This is a genomic window from Vibrio sp. ABG19, assembly GCF_029962385.1.
Taxonomy (GTDB): domain Bacteria; phylum Pseudomonadota; class Gammaproteobacteria; order Enterobacterales; family Vibrionaceae; genus Vibrio; species Vibrio ostreae.
Genome location: NZ_CP071708.1, coordinates 1,826,674 through 1,845,145, shown reverse-complemented (window position 1 = coordinate 1,845,145; position 18,472 = coordinate 1,826,674). Strand labels below are relative to the sequence as shown.

Below are 18,472 nucleotides of genomic sequence, written 5' to 3'. Positions count from 1 at the left end.
GTAAACCTAAGCTAAGCGTGATGACCTTGCGGCCGCTTATCTTCACTCATATCAAGTTACAGGACCGCGCCGATGCAAAGAGAGGGAATCCTGCTGGTTGCCGTGCTATTGCTCAGCGCGTGCAGTCAGGGAGTCGCACCAATGACAGACAAAACCCAAACCCCTTGCGGTGATAAGCCCAACTGTGTTTCCACCCAGGAAAGCCGCGACAAGTTTGCCCTGGCGCCCTTTATCCTGCGTCCGGGCGTCACGCTCGATCAGATTGAACGGGTCGCCCTGACCCTGCAGGGGGCGAAAACCGCCGACAAACAGGATAACTACCTGCGCATCGAGTGCACCACGCGCTTCCTGCGTTTCGTCGATGATCTGGAGATCCGGCTGCGTGACGATCACCTGATCGTGCGCTCTGAATCGCGGGTCGGTTACAGTGACTTTGGCGTCAACCGCCGCCGCGCCGAAAATCTGCGCGAGAAACTGGCCGCTGCCGGTATGCTGCGCCAGCCTTAGAGCTTCTCTATACACGAATAAACCCGGCCTCACACGAATAAACCCGGCCTCGCGCAAGCAGCGCAGAACGTGGTAGACTCTGCGCAGTTTTTTCATAATTGATATAAGAGATTCTGCATGAAAATTGGCATCATCGGCGCAATGCAACAGGAAGTCGCGATTTTAAAAGACGCCCTGGAGAACGTTCAGCAAACCAGCAAAGGCGGCGCGACCTATTACACCGGTCAGCTGCACGGCGTAGACGTTGTGGTACTGCAATCGGGCATCGGTAAAGTGGCCGCTGCGGTCGGTACCGCGATCCTGCTTGACCAGCACCAGCCGGATGTCGTGATCAATACCGGTTCAGCCGGTGGTTTTGACTCCTCCCTCAACGTCGGCGATGTAGTGATTTCAACTGAAGTTCGCCATCACGATGCTGATGTGACCGCATTCGGCTACGAAATCGGTCAGATGGCTGGCCAGCCAGCCGCGTTTAAAGCCGATGACAAGCTGATGGCGGTGGCAGAGCAAGCGCTGGCCACCATGCAGGACAAACATGCGGTTCGCGGCCTGATCTGTACCGGCGATGCGTTCGTGTGCAGCGCGGAACGTCAGGCAGAAATCCGTCGCCACTTCCCGTCAGTGATCGCGGTTGAAATGGAAGCCTCGGCTATTGCCCAGACCTGTCACCAGTTCCAGGTGCCGTTTGTGGTGGTACGTGCTATCTCGGATGTGGCCGATAAAGAATCTCCGATGTCTTTTGACGAGTTCCTGCCACTGGCAGCGCAAAGCTCGTCAGAGATGGTGATCAAAATGGTGGAACTGCTGAAGTAAAGCCACGCTCATGGACGAGATATTTCATACTTTGTATGCCAACGGTGCGCTCCTGGTCATGTGGGGCGCGCTGTTATTTCATCTGATCCTGCCTATCCCACGCGGTGCTCATCCGGTCACGCTGTGGCACAAGTTCGCCGATCTGCTGGCCAGTAAAGTCAACACCCAAACCAATTACGCTCAGAGTCAGTTATCCGGTACCTTAGCCTGGATGCTGATGATCCTGCCGGCGCTGGCGGTTCTGATTGCCCTTAAACCACTGGTCTGGCAGCCACAGCTGTTTGAAATGGCCCTGTTGCTGCTGGCGCTGGACTGGCGCAGCCAGGAGCAGCTCGCCAATCAGCTCAGTCAGGCTCTGGCACGCGAAGATAAAAAGCTGGCGCGCAGCCTGCTGATGCCTTACGTCAACCGCGATACCTCCACCCTGTCACCTCTGGGGCTGGGTAAGGCCGGCACCGAAACCATAGTGATGGGTTTTGGCCGCAATGTGGTGTGCGTACTGTTCTGGTACGGATTACTCGGTGGCGTTGGCGCCCTGCTCTATCGCCTGATGGTCGAACTGTCTCGCGCCTGGTCACCGTCCCGCGCCCGTTTTCAGCCATTCGGACGACCAGTGGTGCACGCGGTCGCAATACTGGAATTTATTCCGCTGCGCCTGTTCAGTTTGTTTGTGGTGTGCGGCAGCAAAGCCACAGAAGTGTTGTCGACCACGCTGGCACAAAGCCGCGCCTGGCCGCTGCCCGGGCCGGGCTGGTTGCTGTGTGCCGTCGGCAACAAACTGCAGCTGTCGCTGGGCGGACCAGCCATTTACGGCGAGCAGAAAGCGGTGCGGGTTAAAATTGGCGGTCGGATAGCCCCGTCAGCCATTCATCTGGCGCAGGTACATAAACTGCTGGCTTGGCGCATCTTCGCCTGGATTGTGGCAGAAAGTGCCGTGCTGGTATTGATTCATCAAGGAGTTTAAATGCGCCTCTGGACGCTCAGCCTTATCTGTTTCAGCGCCTGGTGTCAGGCCGCCCCGTCTCAATCTCAGGTCGCCTCGTCTCAATCTCAGGCCTCATCGGTGCAGCGGATTATCAGCCTGGCACCGCACGCAACCGAAATCGCCTTTGCCGCCGGCCTCGGCGATAAGCTGGTGGCGGTCAGTGAACACAGCGACTACCCGCCAGCCGCGCGGAAAATAGAGAAAGTGGCCAACTATCAGGGCATCAAGATCGAACGTATTCTGGCTCTGCACCCGGATCTGGTGCTGGCCTGGCCGTCGGGTAATCCGGCACGCGAACTGGATAAACTCAAACAGCTCGGCCTCAATATTTACTATTCAGAAACCGGCGATCTGGACAGTATTGCCAACAATATCGACAAGCTGAGCCAGTATGCCGATGATCCGTCGGTCGGTGCCAGGGCCGCAGCCGATTTCCGTCAGCAGCTCAGCGAATTGCGTGCCCGCTATGCCGATGCAAGACCAGTGCGCTACTTTTATCAGCTCAGTCAGAAACCAATCATTACTCTGGCGCAAAACGGCTGGCCGACGGAAGTGTTCCGCTTTTGCGGCGGTGAAAATGTGTTTCAGGACAGCCCGTCTCCCTACCCGCAGATAGGTATCGAGCAGGTGCTGGTCGCCCAGCCGGAAGTGATTTTCACCTCCCAGCATGCAATGGCCAACGGCACCATGTGGTGGCGCTGGTCAGAACAACTGCCGGCGGTAGCAGAGCGCCATGTCTGGTCACTCAATTCGGACTGGATCAACCGCCCGACCCCGCGTACGCTCAATGCGATCAAACAGGTGTGTGATTATTTTGATCAGGTGCGAAATCAGTAACAGGATCAGCAAAAATCCCTTACAATCTGCGCCCCATAAATACATCACTCGCAGGATGTTATCCGCCGATAAACCGGCTGTGACCAGATTAGGTTATGCTTAAGGCAGCCAAAGGTCGCAGGTTATGTCGTGGCGGCTACCATCCGGCGAACCTTTATTCACAGATCTAACAAAGCGAACGACATCTTGGATACTTCACTGCTCTTTCTGATCGATATGTTTGGTACTGCAGTTTTCGCCATTTCCGGCGTACTTTTAGCCGGACGGTTAAAAATGGATCCGTTCGGGGTTATTGTACTGGCCAGCGTCACCGCCATCGGCGGCGGCACGATCCGCGACATGGCTCTGGGCGCTACCCCGGTCTTCTGGGTACGGGATACCACTTATCTGTGGGTGATCCTGATCACCTGTATTGTGATGATGATTGTGGTACGCCGCCCGAAGCGTCTGCCGTGGTGGATTCTGCCGGTGTGCGATGCCATCGGCCTGTCGGTATTTGTTGGCACCGGAGTGGAAAAAGCGCTGATGTATCAGGAATCGGCGATGATTGCGATCATCATGGGCGTGATCACCGGCTGTGGCGGCGGCATTATCCGGGATGTGCTGGCGCGCGAAATCCCGATGATACTGCGCAGTGAAGTGTATGCCACCGCTTGTATTATCGGCGGGGTATTCCATACCACTGCACTGGCGATGGGCTACGACAGCTCGACCGCGTTTATCTCCGGTACCCTGTCGACCCTGATTATCCGCCTCGGTGCGATTCGCTGGCACTTATCCCTGCCAACGTTTGCTCTGACCCGCTAACGCCAGCCATCACCGCTGGCAGTGGCTTAACGCTGCGTCGCAAACCACCTTAAACGGTGTTTTTTTTATTGCTTTATCCTGCTTTTTCCGCCACCAGACGAATTTCTCACCCAGCCCAGGCAATTAAATAAAGTAAAATGTTTACTTAATCAGTTTTACGACTAAGCTGAAAGAGCAGACCGATAATAACCAGGAGAATGTCATGTCAGCTTATGTCGAACACGCCAATATCACCGTCGCCGATTTAGATCAGGCGATTGTGTTTTTACAGACTGCTGTGCCGGAATTTACCGTGCGTCATCAGGGACAAAACCGCTATCGCTGGTGTCATATCGGTACAGAGCACAGTTACATCGCCCTGCAAGAAGTCGTCGAGCGCACTGAGCCGGACCGCACCCCTTATGTCGATGTCGGTATTAACCATATCGGTATTGTGGTCGATGACAGCCACGCTGTGGAGCAGCGCCTGCTTGCCGCCGGCTATCGTGCCAATGAATTGAGTGAAGACAGTGCGTACCGGCGCCGGGTGTACTTTTTCGACCCGAGCGGAACAGAGTGGGAATTCATCGAATATTTCTCTGCCGACCCGGCGCAGCGTAATCATTATCCGGAGTAAGTGCCAGCCAAAGCGGTCAAAGATAAGGTCAGTGCTGCTTGGTGTGCGCTGCGACATAGACTCATTGGTGGCTTAGGGTACAATAGGACTATCTATTCCTGATTGTCATTGAAAGCCCATGCTATTGGAAGGCATTGAAACTTTGCTGGTACTGAGCAAAGAAAAAACCATGAGTCGTACCGGTAGTCAGCTGTATATCAGCCAGTCTGCGGTCAGCAAACGGATTGCAAATCTGGAAAAAAAACTGGGTAAAAAGCTGATTGCTCCGGCTGGCCGCCAGGTCAAACTGACTGCCGAAGCCGAGCAGCTGATTGCCAATATCGGCCCGACCTTTAACGAACTGCGCGGCATGATTTTCGAGCAGCAGGCGCTGGAAGATAACACCCAGATCCGCCTCGACTGCTCGGAAACTCTGGTGGCCGGTTACCTTAGCAAGGTGATGGGCCAGTTTCGCCAACGCGACCCGCATTTTACCATCACCACCCACCATACCCCGCGTATCGTTGAACATGTCCAGTCCGGTAAAGCGACTTTAGGCTTCTGCGCCGGTTATCTGCCGGGCAATCACGGCCTGATGGCTTTTCACCTGTATGACGAGCCATTCTGTATTGTCAGTCACAGCCCGCTCAGCGGTCTGCCGGCTGAGCTGGTGACCAACGATCTGAACAATCCGGCCAATACCTACCAGGCCGCGATCCTGGAACGACTCGGTATCACGCCGGTAATGGAAATGGACTCCTACACCGCCGCCGCCCAACTGGCGCTGGGCGGAATGACTCCGGCGCTGGTGCCTTTATCAATCGTCAATGCATTGAAAATAGAGCCGGGCTACTGCCACTATTTTGCCGAGCTGGCGCCGCTGTTTCGCCCAATTCACATCTGTGTACGCGCGACCAGCTACCGCTCGCAAAGGGTCAGAACATTGATAGCAACCATTGAGAGTGCTGTTCCCACAACAGCTTGGTCGCCATCAGCATCGACATCACAATCACCAGCGGACGGATCCACTGCTGGCCTTTACTGATCACCACTTTCGCGCCCAGGCGGGCACCGATAAAGCCGCCGACGGCCATCGTCAGGCCAAGCTGCCAGATAGGCAGACCGGCTATCAGGAAAAAGGTCAGCGCGGCAATGTTGGAGGTAAAGTTGAGTACCTTGGTACGTGCGGTGGCTTCCACCAGACTGAAATGGCCCAGCACCACAAAACATACGGTAAAAATTGACCCTGTGCCCGGGCCAAAGAAGCCATCATAAAAGCCGACTCCGCCACCGACACAAAACGCAAACAGCGCTTCCGGCAGAGGCTTTTTACCTGAATCAGCACGAGTTTGCGGTGCCAGCAGAAAGTAGAGTGAGATAGCAATCAGCAGCAGCGGGATCAGGCTGGTCAAAAGCGAGGCATCTATCACCTGCACCAGCTCAGCACCGGCGGCAGAACCAACAAAGGTACACACAATCGCCAGGCGCATATCTTTGAGGCTGACAATGCCGTTACGGATAAAATACCAGCTGGCGGAAAAGCTACCGAACGAACTCTGCAGCTTATTGGTCGCCAAAGCCTGAGTCGGCGGCACCCCGGCCGCCAGCAGAGCCGGCACGGTCAGGAGTCCTCCCCCTCCGGCCATCGCATCAATAAACCCGGCCACACCCGCGACCACAAACAGCAGAGCTAAAATATCTAACGAGACTTCCATGAACTTCCAAAACTGAGACGAGAAAGGCTACACGCTACCACTGCGCCCCGTCCGCTAACAGCGAATTGAAAGAAAATGATCCATTCCTAATATTCAACGATAAAATCCCGTAGCGCGATTAACGATAGTAATCTTTGCCTGTTACCTGTTGCAGCCAGTCTTTCACGGCATATAAAGAAACAAACACCGCCGGATGAGAGGCTTGCTCTCCGTTCGGCCAGAGGACACTGCCCGAGACATAACCATGATTGATGCCAATCAGCTCAGCATGATCATTATAAACCCCGCCACCGGACATACCGCTGGACACGACACCGGTTGTGGCCGACATCTGGCATCCGTCCCAGCCCTGAACAAATACATCGCCGACATACTTACCCTTGCTCGCCGACAGAGGCAGTCCTATCGGATAGCCGACATGCAGGATTTCCTGGCCATTAAACACCATACCTACCGCAACAGAAATGGTGCCGGCATTTTTGACCAGTGCAATATCGCAGTAAGGATGGTAGTAAACTTCTCTGCCCTGCAGAGCCAGAATGACCCGGTTGTGTTTCGCTGTCAGTATCCAGCTTTCATCCAACCTGGCCATCGAACCTTCTAAACTGGCAAGTACCGGAATTCCAATAAATATTTTCTGGTTGTTTTGCTCTATCGTGCCATCGATATCACTCCTGGCGATCCATTGACTGCTGCATCCGGTCAGTAGTAAGCACAACATAATGACGAAACGTTTCAGCATGACTCATCACTCCGTTCAGTAAGGAGGAACTAGCCACATTGACAATTCAATCAGTAAAGTTTGTTGTTTTTATGATAAATCCCACATTAATAGTAGGGAAAGTAGAAACGAAGATGAGCAAGTGATGCCGTTGTCGCAAAAAATAGACAAGCTTTCAGCTGTGCTACCAAACTGAGTCATAGCGACAGGAAATAAAAAAGCCCGCTCAGATGAGCGGGCAATGAGGTTGTCAGATAAGTTTTACTTACCCGTATTGTTATCCGTTATGCTTTTGCAGCCTGATCAGCGCGCACTTGTGCGTGCAGTTCCTGAACTGACGTTACGTTCGCTTTGGCATCCGCAGTGTGAGACATACAGGTTGCAAACGCCGCATTCAGCGTTGTGGTGTAGTTCACTTTCTCAGCCAGAGCGCCGCGACGCAGAACTTTTGAGTCTTCAATCGCCTGACGGCCGGCAGCCGTGTTGATGATGTAGGTGTACTCATTGTTCTTGATGCGGTCCAGAATGTGCGGACGACCTTCGTGTACCTTGTTGACCAGACGAGGGTTGATACCCGCTTCGCCCAGAATCACAGCCGTACCGTGAGTGGCATCCAGTTTGTAGCCCAGTTTCTCCAGCTTAGAAGCCAGGTCAACCACACGCTCTTTGTCGCCTTCACGCACAGACAGCAGTGCACGGCCACCTTCAGGGTACACGTTGCCACAGCCCAGTTCCGCTTTCGCGAAAGCTTCAGCAAACGTTGCACCAACACCCATCACTTCACCGGTAGAGCGCATTTCAGGGCCAAGCAGCGGGTCAACACCCGGGAACTTGTTAAAAGGCAGCACCACTTCTTTCACTGAGTAGTACGGTGGAATGATCTCTTTGGTGAAACCTTGCTGTTCCAGAGACTGGCCAGCCATGACACGCGCAGCGATTTTCGCCAGCGGTGCACCGGTTGCTTTCGATACGAAAGGCACGGTACGGGCCGCACGCGGGTTCACTTCAATCAGGTAAACTTCGTTGTCTTTGACCGCAAACTGCGTGTTCATCAGACCACGAACGCCCAGTTCCATCGCCAGTTTCTCAACCTGCTCACGCATCTTGTCCTGGATTTCCTGGCTCAGCGTGTACGCTGGCAGAGAACATGCCGAGTCACCAGAGTGAACACCTGCCTGCTCAATGTGCTCCATGATACCGCCGATCACAACGCGCTCGCCGTCACAGATAGCATCGATGTCAACTTCGGTTGCATCATCCAGGAAACGGTCCAGCAGAACCGGAGACTCGTTCGATACGCTCACCGCCTCGTTGAAGTAACGACGCAGGTCTGCTTCATCATATACGATTTCCATCGCACGGCCGCCCAGCACGTAAGAAGGACGAACCACCAGCGGGAAGCCGATTTCTTTTGATTTCTCAACCGCTTGCTCGATTGCAGTCACGGTCGCGTTTTCTGGCTGTTTCAGACCCAGACGCTCAACCGCGTGCTGGAAACGCTCACGGTCTTCTGCGCGGTCAATCGCATCCGGGCTGGTACCAATGATAGGCACACCTGCCGCTTCCAGCGCACGCGCCAGTTTGAGCGGAGTCTGGCCGCCGTACTGCACGATAACGCCTTTTGGTTTTTCAACGCGTACAATGGCCAGTACATCTTCCAGAGTCACGGGTTCAAAGTACAGACGGTCTGACGTGTCGTAGTCAGTCGATACGGTTTCCGGGTTACAGTTCACCATGATGGTCTCGTAACCGTCTTCACGTAGCGCCAGTGACGCATGCACACAGCAGTAGTCAAATTCGATACCCTGACCGATACGGTTCGGACCACCGCCCAGAACCATGATTTTGTCTTTGTCAGTCGGGTTCGCTTCACACTCGTCATCGTAAGATGAGTACATGTACGCAGTGTCAGATGAAAACTCAGCGGCACAGGTATCCACACGTTTGTAAACCGGGTGAATGTTGAACTGGTCACGCAGACGGCGGATTTCGCTTTCCGCTACGCCCAGCAGAGCAGACAGACGAGCATCCGAGAAGCCTTTGCGCTTCATCGCGCGCAGTGTGGTCTCAGTCAGACCGGCAAAGCCACCCGCTTTGATGTCATTTTCCATCAGTACCAGTTCTTCAATCTGAACCAGGAACCAACGGTCGATGTTCGTCAGGTTGAATACACCGTCGACCGACATACCGGCACGGAATGCATCAGCAATGTACCAGATACGCTCGGCACCTGCGTCTTTCAGCTCGTGACGAATCTTAGTCAGTGCATCCGGAGCATCCAGATCGACCATTTCGTCCAGACCGTTAGCACCCACTTCCAGACCGCGTAGTGCTTTCTGCAGTGATTCTTGCTGGTTACGGCCGATGGCCATCACTTCACCGACAGATTTCATCTGCGTGGTCAGACGGTTGTTAGCACCCGCAAATTTCTCGAAGTTAAAGCGAGGAATCTTGGTCACAACGTAGTCGATGGTCGGCTCGAACGACGCCGGAGTTGCACCGCCGGTGATGTCGTTCATCAGCTCGTCCAGCGTAAAGCCGACTGCCAGTTTGGCGGCGACTTTTGCAATCGGGAAACCGGTCGCTTTTGAGGCCAGTGCAGAAGAGCGCGATACACGCGGGTTCATCTCGATGATAACCATACGGCCATCTTTCGGGTTGATACCAAACTGTACGTTTGAACCACCGGTTTCTACGCCGATTTCGCGCAGAACCGCCAGAGATGCGTTACGCATCAGCTGGTACTCTTTGTCAGTCAGAGTCTGGGCCGGTGCCACAGTGATCGAGTCACCAGTGTGGATACCCATAGGATCGAAGTTTTCGATCGCACACACGATGATGCAGTTGTCCGCTTTGTCGCGCACCACTTCCATCTCGTACTCTTTCCAGCCGATCAGAGATTCGTCAATCAGCAGCTCGTTGGTTGGCGACAGGTCCAGACCACGGCGACAGATTTCTTCAAATTCTTCTTTGTTGTAAGCGATACCGCCGCCGGTACCACCCATAGTGAACGAAGGACGGATGATACATGGGAAACCCACCATATCCAGCACGCGGTATGCTTCTTCCATTGTCTTCGCGGTATCGGCTCGTGGACACTCCAGGCCGATAGATTTCATCGCTTTATCAAAGCGCGAGCGGTCTTCTGCTTTATCAATCGCATCCGCCGTTGCACCGATCATCTCCACGCCGAACTCTTCCAGCACGCCATGTTTTTCCAGCGCCAGCGCACAGTTCAGTGCCGTCTGGCCACCCATGGTTGGCAGAATCGCATCCGGACGCTCTTTTTCGATGATCTTACGCACAACTTCCCACTGGATTGGCTCGATGTAAGTCGCATCCGCCATTTCCGGGTCAGTCATAATGGTCGCCGGGTTAGAGTTGACCAGGATAACGCGGTAACCCTCTTCACGCAGCGCTTTACACGCCTGCGCGCCAGAGTAGTCAAACTCACAAGCCTGACCGATAACAATTGGACCAGCACCTAAAATCAGAATGCTTTTAATGTCAGTACGTTTTGGCATTGTTTACTACTCCAAATTAAGCGCGGTGTTGTTTAATCAATTCAATGAAGTGGTCGAAAAGCGGTGCCGCATCGTGTGGGCCCGGGCTCGCCTCAGGGTGACCCTGGAAGCTGAATGCCGGCTTGTCCGTACGGTGGATACCTTGCAGTGAACCATCAAACAGCGATTTATGAGTCGCACGCAGGTTCTCCGGCAGAGTCGCTTCATCGGCCGCAAAACCGTGGTTTTGCGAGGTGATCATCACGACATTACGATCCAGATCTTTCACCGGGTGGTTAGCACCGTGGTGACCGAACTTCATCTTGACCGTTTTAGCGCCTGAGGCCAGTGCCAGAATCTGGTGGCCCAGACAGATACCGAAGACCGGCAGACCTTTTTCAAGGAATGTCTTGGTTGCTTCGATAGCGTAAGTACATGGTTCAGGGTCACCCGGGCCGTTCGACAGGAACACGCCATCCGGATTCAGCGCCAGAACGTCCTCGGCAGACGTTTCAGCCGGAACCACAGTCAGACGACAGCCACGGTCAACCAGCATACGCAGGATGTTACGTTTCGCACCGAAATCGTAAGCCACAACGTGGTACGGCAGTTCGCTGTCATCTTTCGCTTCAGGCAGTCCGCCTTCCAGCGTCCATGAACCTTGCTTCCATTCGTAAGCTTCTTTCGTCGTTACTACTTTCGCCAAATCCATCCCTTTCAGGCCCGGGAACTCTTGTGCTTTTGCCAGCGCCAGAGCTTCATCCAGGTTATCGCCTGCCAGAATGCAACCGTTCTGAGCACCTTTTTCACGCAGAATGCGAGTCAGCTTACGGGTATCGATATCCGCAATGCCGATGATGTTTTGCGACTTAAGGTAATCAGAAAGGGAACGTTCACTACGGAAGTTAGAAGCGATAAGAGGAAGATCGCGGATCACAAGGCCTTGTGCATGAATCTGGGATGATTCTTCATCTTCGGCATTGGTGCCGGTATTGCCAATGTGAGGGTAAGTAAGGGTAACGATTTGTTGAGAATAGGAAGGATCAGTGAGGATTTCTTGGTACCCCGTCATCGAGGTATTAAAAACGACTTCACCAACGGACGAACCATCTGCTCCAATGGAAATTCCGTGGAACACTGTCCCATCTTCCAGGACTAACAGTGCTGATTTACTCAAGACAACCTCCAGAATAAAAATGCAAAAATTTTAAATTAAACTGCATATTTGCCTTCCTGTTCGCATTTTAACTTTGCTTTAGGGCATATCAGACAAATTGGCGGTATTCTAATTATCACCGTGACTTCTGTCAATAATTGTTCAAAAATAAAATTGGAATTTGACCTGTTACAACGAAAAATTCACTCAAACACAGCAAAACTACATGTTTTGGCCGGTTTGAGAATTAACTTATGCAGAATTGAATAAAAAACAGCCACACAGAGTCAATCTTGGCGTTTTTTTTGCTATCCCGATTGAGGCAAACGATAATCTGGATTTTTTAACACATAAAAAATCGATTACATTCCATTTTTTACTTCAAACTAAAATAATAAGCAGAAAAGTAGTCAGGAAAGACTAAAAAAGGATGAGATGATTTTGCTGAGTTTAACAGAAAGGAAACGAATGCGCCAAGGGGTCTTGGCGCATAATTATGTAATTAGAGATCGTTAAGACCGATCACGTCTGTCATGGTGTAGAAACCCGCTGATTTTTCATCCAGCCAGATCGCAGCCTTAACGGCGCCATTGGCAAAGGTCATGCGGTCGGTCGCTTTGTGGGTGATCTCAACCCGCTCACCGATATCAGCAAACATCGCAGTATGCTCACCGACAATATCGCCAGCGCGGATAGTGGCAAAACCAATTTCGTTACGGCTGCGCTCGCCGGTAATACCTTCACGGGCATACACAGCCACATCGCTGAGCTTATTGCCCATCGCACCGGCAATCGCTTCACCCATGCCGATAGCAGTGCCGGACGGCGCATCGACTTTATGACGGTGATGCGCTTCGACGATTTCGATATCGCAGTAATCACCCATCACTTTGGCCGCTTTTTCCAGCAGCTTGAACACCAGGTTAACACCCACACTGTAGTTCGGTGCCATCACGATTGGAATAAGCTTAGCAGCTTCATCAATTTGCGCGCGCTCTTGTTCACTGAAACCTGTGGTACCAATCACCAGCTTCTTACCATGTTTTTTACACAACTCCAGGTTAGCCAGCGTGCTGACCGGGGCGGTAAAATCAATAATGACGTCAAACTGGTCAATCACCTGCTCCAGGTTGTCGACCAGGGCAACATCAAAACGGCCTTCACCGCACAGTTCACCGACATCGACCCCCACCAGAGATGACTCGGGACGTTCTGAACCCGCACCCACAGTAGACAGCGGGTTATGATGCGTCGCTTTAACCAGATTACGGCCCATACGACCGGCAGCGCCTGCAATCGCAATTCTTACCATTGCGTATTCTCCATTCTTTTGTTCATTCGTGCACAGCACGATGGTTCCTGCTAGTAACGATAAACTATCAACTATCGCTGGCTGTGGCTAGCACTTACTGTGGCTGAGCGTTAAGCGAATTCTCTCAGCACGCGCTCCAGCACGGGCACGTTGGCTTCCGGGAAAGGATAGTCTTTCAGATCGGCGACTTTAACCCACTGCCCACTTTGTCCTTCACGTCCGTAAGGCTGGCCGTTAAACGCCGTCACCAGGATGAAATCAAACTTGAGTGATTTTTCCGGATAGTCATATTCCAGGTGCTCGAAACACGCCTGCTCAGTGACTTCAATGCCAATCTCTTCGTTGAGTTCGCGCGTCATCGCCTGTTCAATTGACTCACCCGCTTCAACTTTGCCGCCGGGAAATTCCCAGAAACCGCCTTTATGCAGGTTATCCGGACGCTTAGTGATAAAAATGTGTGATTGGTCGGGATTAAAAATAATCCCTGCGACGATATGAATACGTTTCATATAAATTCCTGTGCATTAGAACTCGGAGCTCACTATTGACCGACTAGATTATCGCTCAAGATGTGAAAGTCCAGAGTTAGCTGCGCCCGGCCGTTATCATCCGAGATCAGGCTGAGCATAAATATGCAATAGATTGTGTTATAAAAACTCATCAGAGAAAGTGGGCTTAGCAACAAAGCCATGACCCTCTCTGTAAACGGGCGGGCAATCTCAAAACACTGACCAGCAGACCAACAGACAAAAAAAGAGCCGCCCTGGGGCGACTCTCTGTTTCAATCAGGATCAGGCAATCTTGCCATGACACTGTTTGTATTTTTTACCACTGCCACACGGACAAGGTTCGTTGCGACCGACTTTACGCTCGTCACGCACTTGTGGCTGATGATCATTCTGCTCGTCGTCGGAACCATCCACGCTCTGGTGCTGAGCCTGAGCCAGACGTGCCGCTTCTTCAGCCTGCACCCGGCGCTGCTCTTCCATGCGTTCCACTTCTTCCTGCTGCTGAACACGAACTTTGGACAGAATCATGATCACATCAGATTTCAGTGAATCAAGCAGACCTTCAAACAGTTCAAACGACTCGCGTTTGTACTCCTGTTTCGGGTTTTTCTGCGCGTAACCACGCAGGTGAATGCCCTGACGCAGGTGATCCATCGCCGCCAGATGCTCTTTCCACAGCGTATCTAGAGTCTGCAGCATCACCGATTTCTCGAAGTTGCGCATTACAGATTCGCCCACTGCGGCTTCTTTCTGCTGGTAAACGGTGACCGCCTGCTCAAGGATACGCTCACGCAGCGCTTCTTCGTACAGTTTGTCGTCGTTATCCAGCCATTCCTGCAGCGGCAGTTCCAGATCAAAGTCGTTTTTGAGGCGATCCTGCAGGCCGGCGATATCCCACATATCTTCCAGTGACTGCGGCGGGATGTACTCATCAATCACAGCCGTCAATACATCGATACGGTTTTGTTCAATCATCTCACTGATGTTGTCTGCCACCATCAGCTCATCACGCAGCTCGTACACCACTTTACGCTGGTCGTTTGCCACATCATCGTATTCCAGCAGCTGCTTACGAATATCGAAGTTGCGGCCTTCCACTTTACGCTGGGCCTTTTCGATCGAGCGCGACAGCATCTTGCTTTCGATCGCTTCGCCTTCTTCCATACCGCTCTGGATCAGGCTCGCCATCCGATCTGAGGTGAAGATACGCAACAGGGTATCTTCCATCGACAGATAGAATCGGGTTGAACCCGCATCCCCCTGACGACCGGCACGACCACGTAACTGGTTATCGATACGACGTGATTCGTGACGCTCAGTACCGATAATGTGCAGACCACCGGATGCCAGTACCGCATCGTGCACCTGTTTCCACTCTGCTTTGATCTCGGCAATCTGTTCCGGAGTCGGGTTATCCAGCGTCTCAACTTTAGACTGCCAGCTGCCACCCAGCACGATATCGGTACCACGACCGGCCATGTTGGTCGCGATAGTCACCGAACCTGGTTTACCCGCTTCCGCAACGATTTCCGCTTCTTTTTCGTGGAACTTGGCGTTCAGCACGTTGTGCTTGATGTTGTCTTTCTTCAGCGCGTTGGAGAGCAGTTCCGACTTTTCAATCGATACCGTACCCACCAGTACCGGCTGGCCTTTTTCGACCCGAGCCTTGATGTCTTCTTTAATCGCGGCAAATTTTTCTAATTCGGTACGGTACACCACATCCGGCATATCGTTACGAATCATTGGTTTGTTGGTTGGAATCACCACAGTTTCCAGACCGTAGATCGACTGAAACTCGAACGCTTCAGTATCTGCAGTACCCGTCATACCCGACAGTTTTTCGTACAGACGGAAGAAGTTCTGGAACGTAATCGAAGCCAGAGTCTGGTTTTCGTTCTGGATCTTCACGCCTTCTTTGGCTTCCACCGCCTGGTGCAGGCCATCCGACCAGCGACGACCCGGCATGGTACGACCGGTGTGTTCGTCAACAATGACCACTTCGCCATTGTCCGTCACGATGTAATCGACGTTCTTCTCAAACAGAACGTGAGCGCGCAGTGCCGCGTTCACATGGTGCAGCAGGCTGATGTTAGCTGGCGAGTAAAGGGTATCACCCTCTTCCATCAGGCCATTGTTGATCAGCAGCTCTTCGACATATTCCTGACCGGTCTCGGTCAGATAAACCTGTTTGGATTTTTCATCCACGGTGTAGTGACCGTCACCACGGTACTCTTCCGAATCCTCTTTATCCTGCAGCTTCAGGTGCGGGATCAGAGTATTAATCTTAGTGTACAGCTCAGAACTGTCTTCTGCCGGACCGGAAATGATCAGCGGAGTACGCGCTTCATCGATCAGGATCGAGTCCACTTCATCGACCACAGCAAAGAAACGTTCACGCTGCACACGGTCTTCCACACGGAAGGCCATGTTGTCACGCAGGTAGTCAAAACCGAATTCGTTGTTGGTGCCGTACAGGATATCCGCTTGATACGCTTCTTTTTTCTCTTGTGGTGGCATGTTCGGTACGTTGACGCCGACGGTCATACCGAGAAATTCGAACAGCGCACGGTTGGTTTCCGCGTCGCGTTTAGCCAGATAGTCGTTGACGGTGACAATATGCACGCCTTTACCGGGCAGCGCATTCAGATAAGCCGGCAGGGTTGCGGTCAGGGTTTTACCTTCACCGGTACGCATCTCTGCGATTTGGCCGGCATTAAGCACCATACCACCAATAAGCTGCACGTCGAAATGACGCATGCCAAAAACACGTTTAGAGGCTTCACGTACGGTTGCAAAGGCTTCTGGAAGGAGTTGGTCGAGCGATTCGCCCTGTTCAATACGTTGACGGAATTCGACGGTCTTGGCTTTCAGTTCATCGTCAGAAAGTGTTTCAAATGCAGGTTCGTAGTTGTTGATTTCTTTTACGATTTTTCTTAAGCGACGCAATGTACGGTCATTGCGGCTGCCAACCACTTTGGTCAGTAACTTAGTTATCATTGATGTGAATCTCTCTTTACTTCGATCATCCCGATCTACTTAATGCCTTTGTAGTGTCTACCTAATTTCAACTAAGGATACTGAGGTATGTCATGTATCTTGGGATATTGTGATGGTGACGCGTATTTTCAAGGCAGTAAATGAATTAAGTGGCGCCTAGTTTAGAGAATTTTTGTCCGAACAACCATGCTCAACCCCGTTTGTTTACAGCAAGCTTACTAATTTGTGCGCTCAAGCCACTGTTTAGTGCGTCATTGGTCATCAAAGCGCACTGCAGCAGGCCGGTTGATACCGGTGTGTAGCGCTCAACTGCCGGGCGCTTCTGGCTCAGTGCAGATCCATTTTCGTTCAGGGCCGATAACAGTTAGAATAAAACCAGACCCATTACCGGATGCACCCGATGCGCGATCACCGCCCGACCAACACTGAAGAACTGCTCGAAGCATCGCGACTCAAGCAGGTGCAAGAGCATGCCAAAGAAATTCTCCAGCTCAATCAAATCCTCAAAACGCTGTTGCCACGCGGCACGGAAAAGCATGTGCGCGCCGCCAACATCCGCGGTGGCCATCTTATCCTCGAAGCCGCCAGCGCGGCGATCAAAATGAAGATCGACTACGATCGTCTGTCACTACTCAATCAGCTGCGCGCGCAAGGCTTCGGGCGCTTGATCAGCATAGAGATCCGGATCAACCCGGCTCTCTATCGCGGCAACTCTGCCGCGGCGGCAAAAAAAGACGAGGCAAAAGCTCGCCCTCCCCTGACTGATCATGCCGCCCATGTGTTGATGACCATCGCCGAAAATGCGTCACCCAAAGTGCGTAAGCGACTAGAAAGCCTGGCCAAACTTGCCAAAAAGTAGTCATCCGCCAAAGGGAAAGCTCGGTAACGGATGCCAGTCGCTGTCTATGCCAATAGCTGCGTAATTCATACCTTATATGTAAGCAATACCGATAGCTGTGTAAATCCTACCAAGCGCCAAATTTCAGACACAAAAAAGCCAGACCTGAGTCTGGCTTTATTATTCTTTCGACCTGATGACAGGCTTTCAAGTGCTGATGCGTTAAGCAATCACCATGTTTGGTTCTGCAAATGCCACCGGAGAGCCCACTTCTTCTTCGAAGGTCGCCCATTCCCACGCTTCCTGATCCGCCAGTACTGCGCGCAGCAACTGGTTATTCAGACCGTGGCCCGATTTGTAGGCACAGAATTCACCGACAATCGCGTGTCCGCTCATGTACAGGTCGCCGATTGCGTCCAGGACTTTATGGGTCACGAATTCGTTGGCAAAACGCAGGCCTTCTTCGTTCAGAATGCGGTAATCATCCAGTACGATAGCACAATCGAAGCTACCACCCAGACACAGGTTCTGTGACTGTAAGTATTCGATATCACGCATGAAACCAAAGGTACGTGCACGGGAAATCTCTTTTACAAAGCCTTGCGATGAGAAGTCGAACACCAGATGCTGTTCGTCACCATCAATCGCCGGGTGATTGAATTCGATTTCGAAGTCCATTTTGAAGCCGTTATGCGGGCGCAGTTCCGCCCACTTGTCGCCGTCTTCAATGCGAACTGGTTTCTTAATACGAATGAATCGCTTAGGTGCGTTCAACGTTTCTACGCCCGCTTGTTGCAGCAGGTATACAAACGGACTCGCACTACCGTCCATAATCGGAATTTCCGGCGCATCCACCTCAACGATCACGTTGTCGATGCCCATACCCGCTAACGCTGCGCTCAGGTGCTCAACGGTAGAGATACGAATGCCTTCGTCATTCACCAGAGCGGTACACAACATGGTGTCACGTACAGATTCTGGGTCAGCCGGGAAATCCACTGGTGGATTTACGTCAGTACGACGGTAAACGATACCCGTGTTTGCAGCAGCTGGGCGAAGAGTTAACGTGACCTTACGACCAGAGTGAAGTCCCACCCCAGTTGTTTTCACTATTTCTTTCAGTGTACGTTGTCTAATCATCTACTTGCCTCTAAATCGATGCCACAAAGCTCGGCCG

The 18,472-nt window shown here is 52.4% G+C and carries 16 protein-coding genes; 8 read left to right on the top strand and 8 right to left on the bottom strand.

Going from position 1 to position 18,472, the window contains the following annotated elements; genetic code table 11:
- The first annotated feature begins 72 nt into the window (after nt 1–72).
- From J0X00_RS14815 to J0X00_RS14785, 7 genes are all read left to right on the top strand, one after another.
- Nucleotides 73–507 (top strand): DUF1499 domain-containing protein, encoded by a 435-nt coding sequence (locus J0X00_RS14815; protein ID WP_282477093.1) that lies wholly within the window; start codon nt 73–75, stop codon nt 505–507.
- Between the two features lie 117 nt (nt 508–624).
- Nucleotides 625–1,320, top strand: coding sequence for a 5'-methylthioadenosine/S-adenosylhomocysteine nucleosidase (gene mtnN, locus J0X00_RS14810; protein WP_136483368.1), 696 nt, complete (start codon nt 625–627; stop codon nt 1,318–1,320).
- A 10-nt stretch (nt 1,321–1,330) separates the two neighbouring features.
- Nucleotides 1,331–2,284: a cobalamin biosynthesis family protein gene (locus tag J0X00_RS14805; RefSeq protein WP_136483367.1), complete on the top strand. Its 954-nt coding sequence runs from the start codon at nt 1,331–1,333 to the stop codon at nt 2,282–2,284.
- Complete coding sequence (gene btuF / locus J0X00_RS14800) at nt 2,285–3,142, top strand: vitamin B12 ABC transporter substrate-binding protein BtuF (protein ID WP_218562295.1); 858 nt, start codon at nt 2,285–2,287, stop codon at nt 3,140–3,142.
- 186 nt (nt 3,143–3,328) lie between these two features.
- Entirely contained in the window at nt 3,329–3,949 is a 621-nt protein-coding gene (locus J0X00_RS14795; protein WP_136483365.1) for a TRIC cation channel family protein, read from the top strand.
- Nucleotides 3,950–4,151: 202 nt separating this feature from the next.
- Nucleotides 4,152–4,565, top strand: a complete 414-nt coding sequence (locus J0X00_RS14790; protein WP_136483364.1) for a VOC family protein — start codon at nt 4,152–4,154, stop codon at nt 4,563–4,565.
- Nucleotides 4,566–4,683: 118 nt separating this feature from the next.
- Nucleotides 4,684–5,589 (top strand): LysR family transcriptional regulator, encoded by a 906-nt coding sequence (locus J0X00_RS14785; protein WP_218562296.1) that lies wholly within the window; start codon nt 4,684–4,686, stop codon nt 5,587–5,589.
- Here the strand turns inward: J0X00_RS14785 and J0X00_RS14780 are convergent.
- The 7 genes from J0X00_RS14780 to secA all read right to left on the bottom strand — a co-directional run bounded on the left by J0X00_RS14780 (nt 5,480) and on the right by secA (nt 16,457).
- Nucleotides 5,480–6,259 (bottom strand): TSUP family transporter, encoded by a 780-nt coding sequence (locus J0X00_RS14780; RefSeq protein ID WP_136483362.1) that lies wholly within the window; start codon nt 6,257–6,259, stop codon nt 5,480–5,482. The genes J0X00_RS14785 and J0X00_RS14780 overlap by 110 nt on opposite strands.
- A 118-nt stretch (nt 6,260–6,377) precedes the next feature.
- Nucleotides 6,378–7,001, bottom strand: a complete 624-nt coding sequence (locus J0X00_RS14775) for a hypothetical protein (protein WP_282477092.1) — start codon at nt 6,999–7,001, stop codon at nt 6,378–6,380.
- 263 nt (nt 7,002–7,264) lie between these two features.
- On the bottom strand, nt 7,265–10,504 hold the full coding sequence (carB, locus tag J0X00_RS14770) for a carbamoyl-phosphate synthase large subunit (RefSeq protein ID WP_136483360.1): 3,240 nt from the start codon (nt 10,502–10,504) through the stop codon (nt 7,265–7,267).
- Nucleotides 10,505–10,520: 16 nt separating this feature from the next.
- Nucleotides 10,521–11,660, bottom strand: coding sequence for a glutamine-hydrolyzing carbamoyl-phosphate synthase small subunit (gene carA / locus J0X00_RS14765; protein ID WP_282477091.1), 1,140 nt, complete (start codon nt 11,658–11,660; stop codon nt 10,521–10,523).
- A 481-nt stretch (nt 11,661–12,141) separates the two neighbouring features.
- Nucleotides 12,142–12,951 carry a 4-hydroxy-tetrahydrodipicolinate reductase gene (dapB, locus tag J0X00_RS14760; RefSeq protein WP_136483358.1) on the bottom strand — a complete coding sequence of 270 codons (810 nt, stop codon included), beginning with the start codon at nt 12,949–12,951 and terminating at the stop codon, nt 12,142–12,144.
- 110 nt (nt 12,952–13,061) lie between these two features.
- Nucleotides 13,062–13,460, bottom strand: coding sequence for an 8-oxo-dGTP diphosphatase MutT (gene mutT / locus J0X00_RS14755; RefSeq protein ID WP_136483357.1), 399 nt, complete (start codon nt 13,458–13,460; stop codon nt 13,062–13,064).
- A 282-nt stretch (nt 13,461–13,742) separates the two neighbouring features.
- The gene (gene secA, locus J0X00_RS14750; protein ID WP_282477090.1) at nt 13,743–16,457 is read right to left on the bottom strand and encodes a preprotein translocase subunit SecA; all 2,715 of its coding nucleotides are present in this window, start codon (nt 16,455–16,457) and stop codon (nt 13,743–13,745) included.
- Between the two features lie 400 nt (nt 16,458–16,857).
- Here secA and J0X00_RS14745 point away from each other — a divergent pair, with 400 nt between their 5' ends.
- Entirely contained in the window at nt 16,858–17,316 is a 459-nt protein-coding gene (locus J0X00_RS14745; RefSeq protein WP_168796946.1) for a DciA family protein, read from the top strand.
- Between the two features lie 201 nt (nt 17,317–17,517).
- Here the strand turns inward: J0X00_RS14745 and lpxC are convergent, their stop codons facing one another.
- Entirely contained in the window at nt 17,518–18,435 is a 918-nt protein-coding gene (gene lpxC / locus J0X00_RS14740; protein WP_136483354.1) for a UDP-3-O-acyl-N-acetylglucosamine deacetylase, read from the bottom strand.
- Between the last annotated feature and the right edge of the window lie 37 nt (nt 18,436–18,472).